Source organism: Streptomyces sp. H27-D2 (genome assembly GCF_035828615.1).
Classification (GTDB): domain Bacteria; phylum Actinomycetota; class Actinomycetes; order Streptomycetales; family Streptomycetaceae; genus Streptomyces.
The window spans coordinates 36,457-53,199 of the sequence record NZ_JAYMZR010000028.1 but is presented as its reverse complement, the minus strand read 5'-3'; the positions used below and the strand labels follow the sequence as shown (position 1 = coordinate 53,199).

The 16,743-nt window shown below is 71.8% G+C and carries 14 protein-coding genes; 12 read left to right on the top strand and 2 right to left on the bottom strand.

From position 1 onward, the window contains the following. Positions 1-24: 24 nt before the first annotated feature. Positions 25-1,089 (bottom strand): glucose-1-phosphate thymidylyltransferase, encoded by a 1,065-nt coding sequence (locus tag QMK28_RS13730; RefSeq protein WP_326437559.1) that lies wholly within the window; start codon positions 1,087-1,089, stop codon positions 25-27. 308 nt (positions 1,090-1,397) lie between these two features. Between QMK28_RS13730 and QMK28_RS13725 the strand changes: the two genes are divergently transcribed. The 7 genes from QMK28_RS13725 (at position 1,398) to rfbH (ending at position 9,409) form a co-directional block, all read left to right on the top strand. Next, on the top strand, positions 1,398-2,939 hold the full coding sequence (locus tag QMK28_RS13725) for an MFS transporter (protein ID WP_326437557.1): 1,542 nt from the start codon (positions 1,398-1,400) through the stop codon (positions 2,937-2,939). 286 nt (positions 2,940-3,225) lie between these two features. Then, entirely contained in the window at positions 3,226-4,458 is a 1,233-nt protein-coding gene (locus tag QMK28_RS13720; protein WP_326437555.1) for an acyltransferase family protein, read from the top strand. Positions 4,459-4,597: 139 nt separating this feature from the next. After that, positions 4,598-5,137 (top strand): nuclear transport factor 2 family protein, encoded by a 540-nt coding sequence (locus QMK28_RS13715; protein ID WP_326437553.1) that lies wholly within the window; start codon positions 4,598-4,600, stop codon positions 5,135-5,137. A 302-nt stretch (positions 5,138-5,439) separates the two neighbouring features. After that, positions 5,440-6,060, top strand: coding sequence for a dTDP-4-dehydrorhamnose 3,5-epimerase family protein (locus QMK28_RS13710; RefSeq protein WP_326437551.1), 621 nt, complete (start codon positions 5,440-5,442; stop codon positions 6,058-6,060). A 4-nt stretch (positions 6,061-6,064) separates the two neighbouring features. Next, on the top strand, positions 6,065-7,045 hold the full coding sequence (gene rfbB, locus QMK28_RS13705; RefSeq protein ID WP_326437549.1) for a dTDP-glucose 4,6-dehydratase: 981 nt from the start codon (positions 6,065-6,067) through the stop codon (positions 7,043-7,045). Continuing rightward, positions 7,042-7,977, top strand: coding sequence for an NAD-dependent epimerase/dehydratase family protein (locus QMK28_RS13700; RefSeq protein WP_326437547.1), 936 nt, complete (start codon positions 7,042-7,044; stop codon positions 7,975-7,977). Before rfbB ends, QMK28_RS13700 begins: the two co-directional genes overlap by 4 nt. 127 nt (positions 7,978-8,104) lie before the next feature. Next, positions 8,105-9,409 carry a lipopolysaccharide biosynthesis protein RfbH gene (gene rfbH, locus QMK28_RS13695; protein WP_326437545.1) on the top strand — a complete coding sequence of 435 codons (1,305 nt, stop codon included), beginning with the start codon at positions 8,105-8,107 and terminating at the stop codon, positions 9,407-9,409. A gap of 193 nt (positions 9,410-9,602) precedes the next feature. On the opposite strand, the gene QMK28_RS13690 is transcribed toward rfbH, so the two are convergent. Next, entirely contained in the window at positions 9,603-10,880 is a 1,278-nt protein-coding gene (locus QMK28_RS13690) for an activator-dependent family glycosyltransferase (protein WP_326437543.1), read from the bottom strand. A 270-nt stretch (positions 10,881-11,150) separates the two neighbouring features. Between QMK28_RS13690 and QMK28_RS13685 the strand changes: the two genes are divergently transcribed. The 5 genes from QMK28_RS13685 to QMK28_RS13665 all read left to right on the top strand — a co-directional run bounded on the left by QMK28_RS13685 (position 11,151) and on the right by QMK28_RS13665 (position 16,715). After that, positions 11,151-12,185: an NADP-dependent oxidoreductase gene (locus tag QMK28_RS13685; protein WP_326437541.1), complete on the top strand. Its 1,035-nt coding sequence runs from the start codon at positions 11,151-11,153 to the stop codon at positions 12,183-12,185. Positions 12,186-12,297: 112 nt separating this feature from the next. Continuing rightward, a complete protein-coding gene (locus QMK28_RS13680) occupies positions 12,298-13,380 on the top strand; it encodes a winged helix DNA-binding domain-containing protein (protein ID WP_326437539.1) in 1,083 nt (360 codons plus the stop codon). 148 nt (positions 13,381-13,528) lie between these two features. Beyond that, on the top strand, positions 13,529-14,002 hold the full coding sequence (locus QMK28_RS13675; RefSeq protein ID WP_326437537.1) for a hypothetical protein: 474 nt from the start codon (positions 13,529-13,531) through the stop codon (positions 14,000-14,002). Positions 14,003-14,333: 331 nt separating this feature from the next. Then, positions 14,334-15,560 (top strand): acetyl-CoA C-acetyltransferase, encoded by a 1,227-nt coding sequence (locus QMK28_RS13670; protein ID WP_326437536.1) that lies wholly within the window; start codon positions 14,334-14,336, stop codon positions 15,558-15,560. Positions 15,561-15,785: 225 nt separating this feature from the next. After that, the gene (locus tag QMK28_RS13665; RefSeq protein WP_326437534.1) at positions 15,786-16,715 is read left to right on the top strand and encodes a hypothetical protein; all 930 of its coding nucleotides are present in this window, start codon (positions 15,786-15,788) and stop codon (positions 16,713-16,715) included. Positions 16,716-16,743: the final 28 nt, after the last annotated feature.

The window sequence follows — 16,743 nt, the reverse complement described above, 5'->3', positions numbered from 1 at the left end:
GCCCCATCGCCGTTCGGGAGCCCGTCAGGCGGCGACCTCCACGCTGGAGTGGTCGCCGACCACCAGCCGGATGCGGCTGGCGAGGGCTCCCGAGGTGACCGTGGCGTCCCGTCCGATGACCGAGCCGTGGAGTCCGCCCACCCGTTCGACCGCCGCGCCGTCCAGCATGATCGAGTAGCCCAGCCCGGCCGCGCTGAGCACGCAGTCCCGGCCGATCGCGGTGTGCGGGCCGACGTAACTGTCCTTGATCACCGTCCCGGCGCCGATGATCACCGGGCCGACGATGCGCGACCGTACGACGCGCGCGCCCTCCTCGATCACCACCGGGCCGTCCAGCTCGCTCGCGCCGTCCACCTCGCCCAGCACGGACGGCGCGAGGTGGTCCAGGAGTTCGCGGTTGCAGTCGAGTACGTCCTCGACCCGGCCGGTGTCCTTCCAGAAGCCGGAGTAGATCCGCGCCTGCACGTCGTCGCCCCGGGACACCAGCCACTGGATGGCGTCGGTGATCTCCAGCTCGCCGCGGGCGCTCGGCCCGATCGCGGCGACCGCTTCGTGGATGGCCGGGGTGAAGAAGTACACGCCGATCACCGCGAGATCGCTCCGCGGCTCCTGCGGCTTCTCGACGAGCCGCACCACCCGGCCGTTCCCGTCGACCTCCGCGACCCCGAACGCCCGTGGGTCCGGCACCTTGTGCACCACGATCTGCGCCGTCGGGCGGCGGGTGCGGAACTCCTCCGCGATGTCCTGGACGCCCTCGGTGAGCATGTTGTCGCCGAGGTACATCACGAAGTCCTCGTCGCCCAGGAAGTCCCGGGCGATGCCGATGCAGTGGGCGAGCCCCCGGGGCTCGTCCTGCTGGATGTACGTGATCCGCACGCCCAGCGCGGAACCGTCGCCGAGCGCCGCCGAGATCTCCTGGCCACGGTCGCCGACCACCAGCCCGACCTCGGTGACGCGCATGGCGCGCAGGTCCTCCAGGACATGGACCAGGACGGGTTTGTTGGCGATCGGGATCAACTGCTTCGGCATGGAATGACTGAATGGACGCAGTCGGCTTCCCAGCCCTCCGGCCAGCACGAGCGCCTTCATCGGGATCCTCCTCGGAGCGTCGCCGGCACGTTCGTGCGGTGACCGCAGTGTTGACCGGATCCGGCCGGTGGACGGGTGTCCTCAATCGCCGGACAGGCTGAAAATTCAGGACAGCGCGGTCGCAGCATGTGGCGGCAAAGTCGCGGCTCGCTCGACCCCGGGTGGTCTGCCCCCGGAGCGACGCCGTCGCCCCGCGCCAAGCCGCCGGCAGGGCGCCCCGTTCCACGGGGAGTCGAGTCCGCCGCGAGCGCGGATCGGCACACTTCTGTCCCGCGCGTCCGTGCGTGCCGTTCCTTAGGAGAATCCGCATGAGTTCCGCTTCAGGCACGGCGGCCGGTCCGGTCTCCGACCGACGGCGCTGGCTGGCGCTGGCCGTGGTGATGACCGCCACCTTCCTCGACCTGGTCGACGTCACCATCGTCAACATCGCCATTCCGAGCATCCAGCAGGACATCGGCGCGTCGTTCAGCGCGATCCAGTGGGTCACCGCCGGCTACGCACTCGCGTTCGCCATCGGTCTGATCACCGGCGGCCGGCTCGGCGACATCTACGGCCGCAAGCGGCTGTTCCTGATCGGTATGGCCGGCTTCACGCTCACCTCCGCGCTGTGCGGCCTGGCCTCGGGCCCCGGCATGCTGGTCGCCGCCCGCGTGCTCCAGGGCGGCATGGCCGCGCTGATGGTGCCACAGGTGCTGTCGATCATCCATGTCACCTTCCCCGCCAAGGAGCGCGGCAAGGTCTTCGGGATGTTCGGCGCGATGATCGGCCTGGGCTCGGTGATGGGGCCGATGATCGGCGCTCTGCTGACCGAGTGGAATCTGTTCGGGCTGGAGTGGCGTCCCATCTTCCTCGTCAACCTGCCGGTGGGGATCGCCGGGCTGATCCTGGGCTACCGCTTCATCTCCGAGTCCAAGGCGCCGAAGGTGCTGCGCCTGGACCTCATCGGGGTGGGCCTGGCCAGCGTCGGGCTGCTGATGCTGCTCTACCCGCTCACCCAGGGCCGCGAGGCCGGCTGGCCCGCCTGGGGCTTCGTGTCCATGGCCGCGAGCCTGCCGCTGTTCGTCGTGTTCGTGCGGTTCGAGCGGGCCAAGACCCGCAGGGACGGCTCTCCGCTCGTCGAACTGTCCCTGTTCAGGATCAAGAGTTTCGCGGCGGGCATCGGCGTGCAGCTGACCTACGGCGTCGTCTCCGGCATCTTCTTCCTCGTCTGGACGCTGTACATGCAGCTGGGCCTCGGCTGGTCGGCGCTGCACGCGGGCCTGACCGGGCTGCCCTTCTCGGTGGCCGCCGCCGTGTCGGCGGGCATGTCCGTACAGGTGCTGGTGCCGCTGTACGGGCGGAAGGTGCTCCAGGCCGGGGCGCTGGTGAAGCTCGCCGGTGTGCTGCTCTACATCTGGGAGGCCGAGCAGTACGGGGCGGACATCCGGAGCTGGCAGATGGCGCTGCCGCTGGCCGTGATGGGCGTCGGCATGGGCCTGATCGTCGCGCCGATCACCGACTCCGTGCTGTCCGAGGTGCCGCGCGAACACGCCGGTTCCGCTTCCGGCCTGATCAACACGACCAATCAACTCGGCCTGGCCTTCGGGCTGGGCCTGGTCTCCATCGCCTTCTTCGGGATCGTGGACGACGCCGACCCGCGGCGCGAGCCCATGGGCGAGGTCTTCACCGGCGCTTTCACGCATGCGCTGTGGTGGGTGGCCGGCGGCCTCGCGATCGTCTTCGCCCTGATGTTCGCGCTGCCGAGGAAGGCTCCCGACACCGCTCCGGACGAGGATGAGGCGGCGGGGCCCGCCGGGGACGAGGAGGCCGGCGAGTCCCCCAGGCAGCCGGCGCCCGAGCCCGCCCGCTGACACCTTCCGAGCGGTGGCTGACACCTTCCGAGCGGTGTACGCCGTACGGCCCATCGGTCCCGCGAGGGGCGGGTGGGCCGTACGCCGTTCGGCTCCCGGCTGCCGTTCGTTCCCCGGCTGCCCCGACTGCCCCGGCTGCCGCGGATTCGGCGGTACCGCCGGTACCGCCGGTACCGCGGGTCCACGGGGAATCGAGCCGTGTTCCACACCTTCGCGGGACGTTGTGGCTCCGCGCTCGGCCGACGGGGCCGAGGCCCGGACCGCCCGACAACTTACGGAGCGCGCCATGCCAGCGCCAGACAACCGCCCGCTGCCCGACAGCGGGACCTCCCGACTGCCCTCGCTCACCGGCCTTCGATTCATCGCCGCGTTCCTGGTCCTGCTCTCCCACGCGGGCGGATTCCTGCTCACCCGCGGCGCCGGATCGGAGAAGGACTACGCGTCCTACCTGTTCGACGCGGGCAACAAGGGCGTCTCGTTCTTCTTCATCCTGAGCGGTTTCGTCCTCACCTGGGTGGCACGGCCCGGCGACACCCGGCTGCGCTTCTGGCGTCGCCGCCTCGTGAAGGTCTTTCCGAACCACCTCGTGACGCTGGCCGCCACCGTGGCACTGATGATCTACACCGGGGTGGCGGTGACGGCCGCCAACACCGTCCCGACGCTGTTCCTCGTGCAGAGCTGGATACCGGACTTCGATGTCATCCAAGGGCCCGGCGTCAACACCCCCAGTTGGTCGCTGGCCTGCGAGTTGCTGTTCTACCTGGCCTTCCCCTGGCTGCTGCTCGCGGTGCGGCGCATCCGCGAGGAACACCTGTGGCGGTGGGTGGGCGGCGCGACGCTCGCCATCTTCGCGGTGCCGCTCATCGCCCAGCTGACGCTGCCCGGCGCGCCGCTGATGCAGTTCGACCCGATCCCCTGGTGGGACTACTGGTTCGTCTACTACTTCCCGGTGCCCCGGCTGCTGGAGTTCGTGCTGGGAATCCTGGTGGCGCGCATCGTGCTCGACAAGCGCTGGATCGGCCTGCGGCTCGGCCCGGCCATGCTGATCGCCGCCGCCGCCTTCGTCGCCGCCGCGTATCTGCCCGGCGAGTACGGCCGGGTGGCCCCGACCGCGCTCCCGCTCGCCCTGGTGATCGCCGCCGCCGCGACCGCCGACGCGCAGGGCCGGCGCACGCCGTTCAGCGGCCGGGTCATGGTGTGGCTGGGCGAGATCTCCTACGCCTTCTACATCGTGCACTTCCTCGTCGTCAGCTACGGACCCATCGGCATCGCCCGGCGGGACTTCTGGATGAAGGTGTGGACCCCGTCCGGCATCCTCCGCGACACGGTCCTCACCTTCGCGATCACGCTGGTCCTCGCGTGGCTGCTGCACACGCTCGTGGAACGTCCGGCCATGCGGCGCTGGAGCCGCGCCCGTCCGCCGGTGGCCCCGACCCCGACCCCGTCTCCGACCCTGGCCACAGCCACGCAGACGGAGCAGGACGCACCGGAGGCCACCGCTCCGGCGGCGACCGTATAGCGGCGATTCGCCGACGGCCGTTCATCGACGGCCGAACAGGACTGGACCGGTTCTCCAGAGCCGGTCCAGTGGATCGCATCAACCTCGGCGGGTGCGCACCGCCGGCCGAGGCGGGGCGCCGTGATCGGAAGGAGCGGGAATGCCTCAAGCAACGCAAGTACCGCGGGGCTCCGGACAGCGGGTCAGCGCCGAACTGTATGTGGAAGTACAGCAGTTCTACGCACGGCAGATGCCGCTGCTGGAGGACCGGCGGCTGGAGGAGTTCCTGGAGACCTTCACCGAGGACTGCACGATGGAGCACCAGCCCTTCGGCTGGAAGTTCGAGGGGCGGGTGCAGCTGCTCAAGGAGATGTCGGCCCGCCGGGGCGACGCGCAGCGGCCTCGGGTCGAGGAGACCTCCGCGCGCCGGGCCAGGGACGAGAACATCCCGTACTACGACGGGCTGGTCTACCGGTACTGGTTCGACAGGATGCGGATCGAGCCGCAGGACGACGACTCGCTGTGGGTCCGCTACCAGGCGATGGTGACCTTGACCGACGGCGACGGCAAGGTGAGCTTCGAGCCCACCACGATCGTCGAGGACCTGCTGATCCGCCGCGACGGGGAGCTGTACACCCGCTCCCGCATGGTGACGCACGACTCCGCCAGATGGGCCGACAAGACCCACAACCCGGCCTGAGACCCCTGCGGTCGCGGCTCCGAGGAGGGGCGTCCGGGCAACGGTCCGGACGCCCCTCCCGCGCGTTCGCGGCGCCCTCCGACCCACCTGTCCCGACGCCCCCGCCCACCCTCCGAGGCCCGCCCGGCACCCGAGGATCAGGCGACCCGCCCTCCAGCGCGGCGACCTACGTTGCCGTACGACCGTGCCCGGCGGCGCGCGGCGGGGACGACCGGCTCAGCGAGGAGCCGGCCGCGATGTACGGCTCACCCTCGACCGGGGACGCCGGCCGGGCACCGAGGCCGAGGAAGGTGGCAGGACCCATGCGTGTTGCCGAGACGGCGGTTCCCGGGGCGTACCTCATCACTCCGGACCGCATCGCGGACGAACGCGGCAACTTCTACGAGGGCATGCGCGCCGACGAACTGGAGCGCGTGCTCGGACATCCCTTCACGCCCCGGCAGATCAACTACTCGGTGTCCAGGCGCAACACCCTGCGCGGCGTCCACGGTGTGTCCGTACCGCCGGGCCAGGCCAAATACGTGACCTGTGTGCGCGGCGCGCTGCGCGACATCATCGTGGACCTGCGGGTCGGCTCGCCCGCCTTCGGCCGCCACCAGGCCGTCGAGCTGGACGCCGGGTCGGGACGCTCCGTCTATGTCCCGGAAGGCGTCGGACACGGCTTCCTCGCGCTCACCGACGACACCTGCATCTGCTACGTCGTGTCCAGCCTCCACCAGCCGGGCACACAGATCGAGATCAACCCGCTGGACCCCGAACTGGCGCTGCCCTGGGGGTTCTCGGAGCCGCCGCTGATCTCCGCGCGGGACGCCGCCGCGCCCACCGCCGCCGAGGCCGCGGCGGCCGGGACCCTCGCCACCTGGGCTCCCGCTCCCGCCCGCGCTCCCGTTCCCGCCCGCGCTCCCGTTCCCGAGTCGAGGTAGCAGCATGAAGCTCCTGGTCACCGGCGCCGCCGGTTTCATCGGTTCGCACTACGTCCGCACCCTGCTGGCGGGCGGATACCCGCGGTGCGCCGACGCCCGGGTCACCGTCCTCGACAAGCTCACCGAGGTCGGCAACCGGGACAACCTCCCCGCCGCCCACCCGCGCCTCGACTTCGTCCGGGGCGACATCTGCGACCTGCCGCTGCTGCTGGATCTGCTGCCCGGCCACGACGCGATCGTGCACTTCGCCGCGGAGTCGCACGTCGACCGATCGCTGGAATCCGCCGCGGAGTTCGTCCGTACGAACGTCGTCGGCACCCAGAATCTGCTGGAGGCCGCGCTGCGCACCGGCGTCGAGCGGGTGGTGCACGTCTCCACCGACGAGGTGTACGGCTCCATCCCCGAGGGCTCCTGGACCGAGGACCGGCCGCTGCTGCCCAACAGCCCCTACGCCGCCTCCAAAGCAGCCTCCGACCTGATCGCCCGCGCCTACCAGCGCACCCACGGCCTGGATCTGTCGATCACCCGCTGCTCCAACAACTACGGCCCGTACCAGCACCCCGAGAAGCTCATCCCGCTGTTCATCACCAACCTGCTGGAGGGCGTCCCGCTCCCGCTGTACGGGGACGGCGGCAACATCCGCGAGTGGCTGCACGTCGACGACCACTGCCGGGCCGTCCAACTGGTGCTCACCGGGGGCCGGGCCGGGGAGACGTACAACATCGGCGGCGGCGACGAACGGACCAACGTCGCGATCACCCACCGGCTGCTGGACTTGCTGCACGCGGACCGCTCGATGATCCGGTGGGTCGCCGACCGCAAGGGACACGACCTGCGGTACGCGCTGGACGAGACCAAGATCCGCGAGGAGCTCGGCTACGCGCCGCGGGTCCCCTTCGAGCGGGGGCTGGCCGACACCGTCGACTGGTACCGCGATCACCCCGACTGGTGGAAGCCTGCCAAGCACGGGCAGGACCAGCGATGAGGGCCGTCGTGCTGGGCGGCTCCGGCTTCCTCGGCCGGCACATCTGCGCCGCCCTGGAGCACGCGGGCATCCCGGCCCTGCCGGTCTCCCGGAGCAGCGCCGTGGCGATCGATCTGGAGGACGCCGCGGGGCCCGCCCGGCTCACCGCCCTGCTGGCCGCGGAGCGCGCGGAGCTCGTGGTGAACGCGGCCGGCCGGGCCTGGCGGGCCTCCGAGGAGCAGATGACGCGGGGCAACGCGGAGTTGGTCGACCGGCTGCTCGGCGCGCTGACGGCGCTGCCCGGCCGCGCCCCGCGCCTCGTCCATCTGGGCAGCGTGCACGAGTACGGGCCGGGCGCCGCCGGCGTAGGCACCGCGGAGGACGACCCGGCCCGCCCGGTGACCCCCTACGGGCGGTCGAAGCTGCTCGGCACCGAGTCGGTGCTGCGGGCGGCCAGGAACGGCGGCCCTGCCGGGGTGGTGCTCCGGGTCGCGAACGTGTCCGGCCCCGGCACTCCGGCCGGCAGCCTGCTCCGCCTCGTCGCCGACCACCTCGCCGAAGCCGCGCGGACCCGGGACGCGGGCGGTACGCCGGCCGCGCTGCGGTTCGGATCGCTGGGTGTGCGGCGGGACTTCGTGGACGCGCGGGATGTGGCCGACGCGGTGCTGGCCGCCGCGCTCGCTCCCGCTTCGGCCGTCGCCGGACAGATCGTCAACATCGGGCGCGGGGAAGCCGTGCCGGCGCGCCGGCTCGTCGCCCGCATGGTCGCGCTCAGCGGCCTGCCGGTGCCCGTCGTGGAGGACGAGGGGCAGGACGAGGGCCAGGGCGGGGGCGGCTCCCGGTCCGCCGTCGGCTGGCAACAGCTGGACATCTCCAAGGCGCGGCGGCTGCTGGGCTGGCGGCCGATCCGGGACCTGGACACCTCGATGCGGGACCTGCTCGAAGCGGCATGAGCCCGGCCACACGACAGGCCTATGACCCCAGCCACATGCCCCAGTCACTTCACCCCAGTCACATCACCTCAGCCACATCACCCCAGCCATGCGACGTGGCCGGCATACGAACGGGAGGGACGAGGACGTGAACGATCACAAGGCGTTGGTCCTGGACGAGGTCCGCAAGTACCACCAGGAGGTCCAGCCCGACGGGGGCTTCGTGCCCGGGGTCACCGAGATCTGGCCGTCCGGCGCCGTGCTGGACGAGGAGGACCGGGTCGCGCTGGTGGAAGCCGCCCTGGAGATGCGCATCGCGGCCGGGGTCAGCTCCCGCAAGTTCGAGGCGGCCTTCGCCCGGAAGATGAAGCGGCGCAAGGCGCACCTGGTGAACTCGGGCTCCTCGGCGAACCTGCTGGCGGTCTCCGCGCTGACCTCGCACCTGCTGGAGGACCGCCGGCTGCGGCCGGGCGACGAGGTGATCACCGTCGCGGCGGGCTTCCCCACCACGGTCAACCCCATCCTGCAGAACGGCCTGGTCCCGGTGTTCGTGGACATCGAGCTCGGCACGTACAACACGACCGCCGCGCGGGTGGCCGAGGCCATCGGGCCGCGTACCAAGGCCGTCATCATCGCGCACACGCTCGGCAACCCGTTCGCGGTCGCGGAGATCGCCCAGCTCGCCGCCGAGCACGACCTGTTCCTCATCGAGGACAACTGCGACGCGGTGGGCGCCACCTACGACGGCCGGCCCACCGGCACCTTCGGCGACCTGACCACGGTCAGCTTCTACCCGGCGCACCATCTGGCCATGGGCGAGGGCGGCTGCGTGCTCACCTCCAACCTGGTGCTGGCCCGCATCGTGGAGTCGCTGCGCGACTGGGGCCGGGACTGCTGGTGCGAGCCGGGCGTCAGCGACACCTGCCTCAAGCGCTTCAAGTACCAGCTGGGCACGCTGCCCGAGGGCTACGACCACAAGTACATCTACTCGCACGTCGGTTACAACCTCAAGGCGACCGACCTCCAGGCGGCTCTGGGCCTCAGTCAACTCGACAAACTCGACTCCTTCGTCGAGGCGCGGCGGCACAACTGGAGCCGGCTGCGGGCCGGGCTCGACGGCGTGCCGCATCTGCTGCTCCCGGAGGCGACGCCGCGCAGCGACCCGAGCTGGTTCGGCTTCGTGCTCACGGTGGACCCGGACGCGCCGTTCTCCGCGTCGGCGATGGTGTCCTTCCTGGAGGACCGGAAGATCGGCACCCGGCGGCTGTTCGCCGGCAATCTGACCCGGCACCCCGCCTACGCCGAGCAACCCCACCGCGTCGTCGGCGAGTTGACCAACAGCGACATCGTCACCGAGGGGACCTTCTGGGTCGGCGTCTACCCCGGGCTGACCGACGAGATGATCGATTACGTCATCGCGTCGGTCAAGGAGTTCGTACGGGCGAACAGCTGACCGGTCATGTCATGCCGAACGGCTCCCGCACCGGGGATCGTCCACCCCGGTGCGGGAGCCGTTCGGCTGTGAATTCGGCGGTGAATTCGGCGGTGAAGCGGTTGGCTCGGGGCGGCTTGTGGTTCGGGGGGCTTGGGAGGCGCGCGGCCGTGCGGCTCGGCCGCGCTCCCGGTGCCGCGCGCCGCCGCGCCGCTCAGCCGCGCCGCTGGTGCCGCGCCGTCAGCCGCTCCAGGACCGGCACGACGTCGTTCGGGCTGGGCATCGCCAGCCAGTCCGCGTGCAGCGCCTCGGTGCCCCGCCGGAACGCGGGCTCCTCCAGGACCCGTACCAGCCGCTCGCGCATCTGCGGCACCGACTGCTCCCGGGGGTTCAGGGTCAGGCCCGCGCCGTGCCCGGTGAGATACGAGGCGTACGCGGCGGCCTCCACCCCTTCCTCCTCCAGGATGAGCTGCGGCACCCGCTGGGCCACGGCGGCGGCGAGCGTGCCGCCGCCCCCGTGGTGGACGATCGCCGAGCAGGTGGGCAGCAGTTGGTTGAGCGGCAGGTAGTCGATCGTGCGCACATTGGCGGGGACCCGCTGCCCCGCGAGCTGTACGTCGTTCAAGGTGGCGACCACCTCGACGTCCAGCTCCGCCACCATCTCCAGCATGTCGGAGATCAGCGCCGCGTCGTTCTGGAACATCCGGCCCGACACCCCCAGCGACAGCGCCACCCGGGGCCGCTCCGGGCGCGGGTACAGCCAGTCGGGGACGACGGCCGCGCCGGTGTACGGCACCCGCCGGACCGGCACGACCCGGGTACGGGTGGGCAGCCGCAGCGGCGCCGGCGTCGGGTCGACGGTCCACTGGCCGAGCAGCAGCTCGTCGTCGACCTCCACGCCGTACCGCTCGGCCACCGGCCGTACGACCTCCACCAGCGGGTCCTCGATGCCGGTGCCGTCCCGGCCGCCGCGCTCCAGGAACCGGTTGCGGGCCCAGCCGCAGTAGTCGGGCCCCCACAGCAGCCGGGCGTGCGCCGCCCCGCTCACCCGCGCCGCGACCGCCGCCGCGGGCCACAGGTCCCACAGCACCAGATCCGGCCGCCAGTCCTTCGCGAATTCGACCAGCCGGTCCGCTCCGGGGGCGGGCGCTCCCGCGGGTACGCCCTCGGTGTGGAAGATCCGCAGGGAGGCCAGCGTGTAGTAGCTGAACATGTGCCAGGCGTGCTTGTCGGCGGGATCGATGTCCAGCGCCTTCGCGAGCAGATCCCGCTCCTGCTGGTCGAGCATGAAGTCGCCCACCGAGGACAGCGCCGGCATGGAGTCCTCGCCGCCGAGCGGCACCGCCGTCAGCCCCGCCGCCGTGATGGCCCCGCTCAGCGCGGGATGCGAGGCGACGCACACCTCGTGGCCCGCCCCCTGCAAGGCCCAGGCGAGCGGAATGGTCGGGTACAGGTGGGCGGTCATGGGCCATACGGTGAACAGGACCCGCATCGAATCTCCTCTGGGACGTATGTCGGGCCAGGCTGCGCCCGCCGCCTCGGGAGTCCCTGGAGCTTCTCCGGAACAGCCGTACCGGCGGGGGCGCGAGGGGGCGTACGGCCACGGCGTACGGGCAGGGGGCGCGAGGACGTGCGACCCCGGCGTGCGGCCACCGCCCACGGCGCGCGGGTCCAGCGCCGCGCGAGCGCGGCTCCAGCGGACTGCGGGGTACTACTGAGAACTGTTCCCGCCACGGCGAACGCGAACGTACGAAGGAGACTTATGAGCAGCGGAGTGGTTCCGGAGATTCCGAGGACGGCCCGGGAAGTCCGGCTGACCGAGCACCTGACGGGCGAGCTCGCCCGGGGACACTTCGACATCGCCGAGGTGGAGCTCTCGGAGCCGGGCCAGGGCGAGGTCCTCGTCCGCACGGACCTGCTGCCGCTGGCGGCTGCCTACCAGGACCTCATGCGGACCGACTCCCAGCTGCCGGTACCGCCGTTCCAGGTCGGCGAGCGGCTCGGCGGCGGCGCGCTCGGCACCGTCGTCCGCTCCAGCAGCCCCGACCTCGCGGTCGGCGACGTGGTCCAGTCGATGACGGGGTGGAGCGAGTACTCCTCCGGCCCCGCCCAGTCGTACTTCAAGGTCGACCCCGACCTGTTCCCGAGCCCCGCGTACTACCTGAGCCAGGGCCCCACCGCGTACTACGGCATGGCCGACATCGCCAAGGCCGGCAAGGACGACGTGGTGTTCGTCTCCGGCGCGGCGGGCGGCGTGGGCTCCTTGGCCGGCCAGATCGCGAAGTGCCGCGGCGCGGCTCGGGTGATCGGCAGCGCGGGCAGCAAGGAGAAGGTCGACTACCTGGTCAATGAGCTCGGCTTCGACGCCGCGTTCGACTACCACGACGGTCCGGTGATCGACCGGCTCCGGGAGCTCGCGCCGGACGGCATCAACGTGTTCTTCGACAACGTCGGCGGCGAGCAGTTCGAGGCCGCGATCCAACTCGCCGCGCCGCACGCCAGGTTCGCCCTCTGCGGGGCGCTGTCCGCGCAGGTCGGCGACCAGGCGCACCCCCGGCTCGACCTCATGACGGCGATCACCAAGCACCTCGAAATCCGGCCGTTCGCCTGCTATCACACCCCGGACCAGATCATGGCGTGGACCCAGCACTTCGCCACCTGGGTCGGCGAGGGCCGGTTCGTGTTCCCGCACACGACCGTGGAGGGCGGCATCGAGGCGGCCCCCGACGCGCTCATCTCGCTGCTCAAGGGCGCGTACAAGGGCAATGTCGCGGTCAGGATCTCGGCCGCCGGCTGACCTGGTCCCCTCCGGCCTCCGGGCGGCCTCGGCATGGCCTGGCCGCTGCCGGGGCTGCCGTGCGGGCCGCGATTCGAGTGGGCCTCGAGCGGTCCGGGCGATACTGGAGGGTATGCCCGCCCTCTCTGTGCGTACCCTCAACCGGACTCTGCTCGAACGGCAATGGCTGGTGAGCCGGTCCTCCCGCACCGCACTCGACGCCGTCGAACACCTCGTCGCGGTGCAGGGGCAGGACCCCGACGCGCCGTACGTGGGGCTGTGGACCCGGCTGGCGGACTTCCGGCACGACGACCTGGCCGCGCTGCTGCACGACCGGAGCGTGGTGCGCGGCGCCGTGGTCCGTACGACGCAGCATCTGCTCGCCGCGGACGACTTCCGCTGGCTGCGCCCGCTGGTCCAGCCCATGCTGGACCGCTCGCCCCGGCAGGGCTTCGGCAAGGAGATCGCCGGCCTGGACCTGGCCGAACTCGCGACGGTGGCGCGCGAGGAGATGGCGGGCCGCACGCTCACCCGCCCGGAGCTGGGCCGGCTGCTCGCCAAGCGCTTCCCCGGCCGTCATGCGAGCGCGCTCGCCGGCTCGGCGCACTTCCTGCTGGCGCTGCTGCATCCGCCGCCCAGCGGCCTCTGGGGGAACCGCGGTTCGGTGCCGTGTGTGCTCGCGGAGGACTGGCTCGGCGGGCCGCTGGAGGCGGCGCCGCGGGTCGAGACCATGATCAAGCGCTATCTGGTGGCATTCGGTCCGGCCGGCGTCATGGACATCCAGGCGTGGTCCGGGCTCACCCGGCTGCGCGAGGTGGTCGAGGGCCTGCGGGGCCAGTTGCGCGTCTACCGCGACGAGGCGGGCAAGGAGCTCTACGACCTGCCGGACGCGCGGCTCGCGGACCCGGGGCTGGCGGTGCCGGCGCGGTTCCTGCCCGCGTTCGACAACCTCGTGCTGGGCCACGCCGACCGGACCCGGGTGATCAGCGACGGGGACCGGAAGGCAGTGGCTCCCGGGCAGGCGATGGTGCGGCCCACCTTCCTCGTCGACGGCTTCGTGCGGGGCACGTGGGCGGTGGACGGCGATCGGCTGCGCGTCTCACCGTTCCGGCCGCTGTCCGCTGCGGACACCGCGGCGGTGCTGGCGGAGGCCGAGTCGCTGCGGGACTTCGTCGCGGCGGGCGGCGGCAGCGGCCGGGAGGTCGTGTTCGACTGAGGCCGCGGCCCCTCGCCCGCGGCGCTCCGCGCCGCTCGTCCCCACAGCCCCGCTGCAGCCATCCTCAAGTGTCCGTTGAGGCCGAGGTCGCACGGTGTTTTTCGTCAGACACCGCAGGAAACGCGCCAAGCGCGGGGGAAGGAACAGCATGAACCGATCGGGAGTCAAGCGGGCCAGGATACGGGCGACCTTGTTCGCGGCGGCCGCCGTGCTGGCCGTGGTGCCCATGGCCGGGGTGTCCGCGGCGGCTCAGGCCACAGAGCGGGCCGTACCGAGCAGCGCGACCCGGGCCGCGGGCACGCCGGTCGGCAAGTGGGCGTTGCAGGTCCAGTTCGAGGGCCAGACCTACACGAGCACCGTGCAGTTCACCCCGAAGGGAAAGGCGTTCCTCGTCTTCGGCGGAGCCGGCGCCTGGACCCCTACGGGGCCGAACCGCTTCACCTTCCGGATCAGCGAGCCGATGTTCGACCCGAACGGCAACTACCTCGGCTGGGTGGACGTCAGCCAGAGCGCCGTCCAGGACGGCGACACCTTCACCAGCTCCGGGACCTCGCGCCAGTACGACCAGAACGACCGCCTCGTCAGGACCGTCCAGGCCACGGACACCGGTACGCGCTCCTGACGGGAGCCCGGTCCGCGTACGAGGCCGGCCGCGCCCCACCTCCGCGGAGGGGCGGCGCGCGCGGGCCGCTGTCACGGGCAGCGGAGGCGCGCCCGGCCGGGCGGCGGGCGCGCTCGCAAGCCGGCGCGCGGGCCGTCGTGCGCGCCTCCCCACGAGCCGTCGCGCGACGCGCCGCGCCCGTCTCCCCACGGCCCGGTGCCCGAGCCGCCCCGCACGAACTGAGCGAGCGCTTAGAAAAGAGTCCCGCATCACACGGCCACAACCGTGACCAGGGCGGTACGTGCGGGTAACTTCCCACACAGTCCTGCCTTCTCGCCCTTACGGAGCCGTAATGCCCGAAGCCGTGATCGTCTCAGCCGCCCGTTCCCCGATCGGCCGCGCCTTCAAGGGCTCGCTCAAGGATCTGCGCCCCGACGATCTGACCGCCGAAATCATCAAGGCCGCGCTCGCCAAGGTGCCCGAGCTCGACCCCCGCGACATCGACGACCTGATGCTGGGCTGCGGCCTCCCCGGCGGTGAGCAGGGCCACAACCTGGGCCGGATCATCGCGGTGCAGATGGGCATGGACCACCTGCCCGGCTGCACCGTCACCCGCTACTGTTCCTCGTCGCTGCAGACCTCCCGGATGGCGCTGCACGCGATCAAGGCGGGCGAGGGCGACGTGTTCATCTCGGCCGGCGTCGAGATGGTGTCCCGCCAGATCAACGGCAGCTCGGACGGCATGCCCGGCACCCACAACCCGCTCTTCGCGGACGCCGAGGCCCGTACCGCCGAACGCGCCGCCCAGTCGGCCCCCGACTCCGACTGGCACGACCCCCGCGAGGACGGAATCGTCCCCGACGCCTACATCGCGATGGGGCAGACCGCCGAGAACCTGGCCCGGATCAAGGGCGTCACCCGTCAGGAGATGGACGAGTTCGGCGTCCGCTCGCAGAACCTCGCCGAGAAGGCCATCGCGGACGGCTTCTGGCAGCGCGAGATCACGCCGGTCACCACGCCCGACGGCACGGTCGTCTCGGCCGACGACGGCCCGCGCGCCGGCGTCACCCTCGAAGGCGTGCAGGGCCTCAAGCCGGTCTTCCGGCCCGACGGCGGCATCACCGCGGCCAACTGCTGCCCGCTCAACGACGGTGCGGCGGCCCTGGTGATCATGTCCGACACCAAGGCGCGCGAACTGGGCCTGACCCCGCTCGCCCGGATCGTCTCCACCGGCGTCTCCGGCCTCTCCCCCGAGATCATGGGCTACGGCCCGGTCGAGGCGTCGAAGCAGGCGCTCAAGCGGGCCGGGCTGACCATCGGCGACATCGACCTCGCGGAGATCAACGAGGCGTTCGCCGCGCAGGTCATCCCGTCCTACCGGGACCTGGGTCTCGACCTGGACCGGGTCAACGTCAACGGCGGCGCCATCGCCATCGGCCACCCCTTCGGGATGACCGGCGCCCGGATCACCGGCACCTTGATCAACTCTCTCCAGTGGCACGACAAGCAGTTCGGCCTGGAGACCATGTGCGTCGGCGGCGGCCAGGGCATGGCCATGGTCATCGAGCGGCTCAGCTGACCCGGCGCCGGCCCCCGGCCGACGCCTGATCGCGACAGAACGTCCCCCAGGATGTGACCAACGCCCTGGGGGATTTCTGTTTTCGCAGGTCAGGGGCGTTATCACCCGAACGCATGAGGACTAAAGGACCCCCTAATTCGGGACAAAGCACACTGGGAACGTTCAGCACGAGAGCGCAGGCTGATGTAGGAAGTCGGGGGATCATCTGCAATCGGGAGTACGACAGTGAGCGCCATCTCTCTTGCCCTGCCGCTGGCCGCCACCACCGCCGTGGTGCTGGGAGCCGCCGCGCTGTGCACCGCCCGCGGTGTGCGCCGTCAGCTCTGCGAGCTGCACGCCGAACTCGCCGCCGCCCGTCAGGCCGACAGCACCGCCCTCGACGGCGCCACGGTCCCCGCGGCCCGCGCCACCCCCGTCGCCGAGATACGGGCCGCCGTCGCCGACGCACTGGCCGAGGAGCGCGAGCGCGAACTCGCCGAGGCGCGCGCCTTCTGGGCCGCCCAGGAGGCGCGCGACGCCGCCGACGCGCCCTCGCTGCTCGGCGGATACGCCGGCATGGGCGACGACAGTCTGCTGGACGGCGCACCGGACGGCCCGGCCTACGTGCCCCGGCAGGCCGACTTCGCCGGTCTGGAGCCGCTGCTCGGCACCGGCCAGCTGGACGAGTACGACGAGATCGTGGAGTCCTTCGAGAGCGTCGAGGCGCTGGAGCCCGCCGAGGTCGCGGAGACCGAGGAGTCCCCCGAACGCGCCGCGGCCCGCCGCAGGCACCCCTCACACCCGTCAAAGGCCAACCCCGGCGGCGGCCCGAACCCCAACGCCGGCCATCCGGGCGGCATCCCCTCGCCGACCGTCGCGGACCACGACCGCACCATCGCCCGGCTCGCCGAGCTGGCGGAGGACCGCGTCCCGCTCGCCGACGTGCGCCCCGGCCCGCTGGGCACCCTCGACGTGTACGTCTTCAGCGACGGCACCACGATCTGCATGACCCCGGGCCACCGCGAGACCGCCGAACAGCTCGCCGAGGCGCTGCGGACCGGACCGGCCCCCGTCCTGCTGGGCGGCTCCGGCATCGCCGGCGCGTACGCGCTGACCTTCGGCTACGGCCGCGAGAACGTCTATGTGCTCGCGGACCGGGTCATCGCCTCCATGTGAGCCGCCTCCATGTGAGCCGCGGCCATGT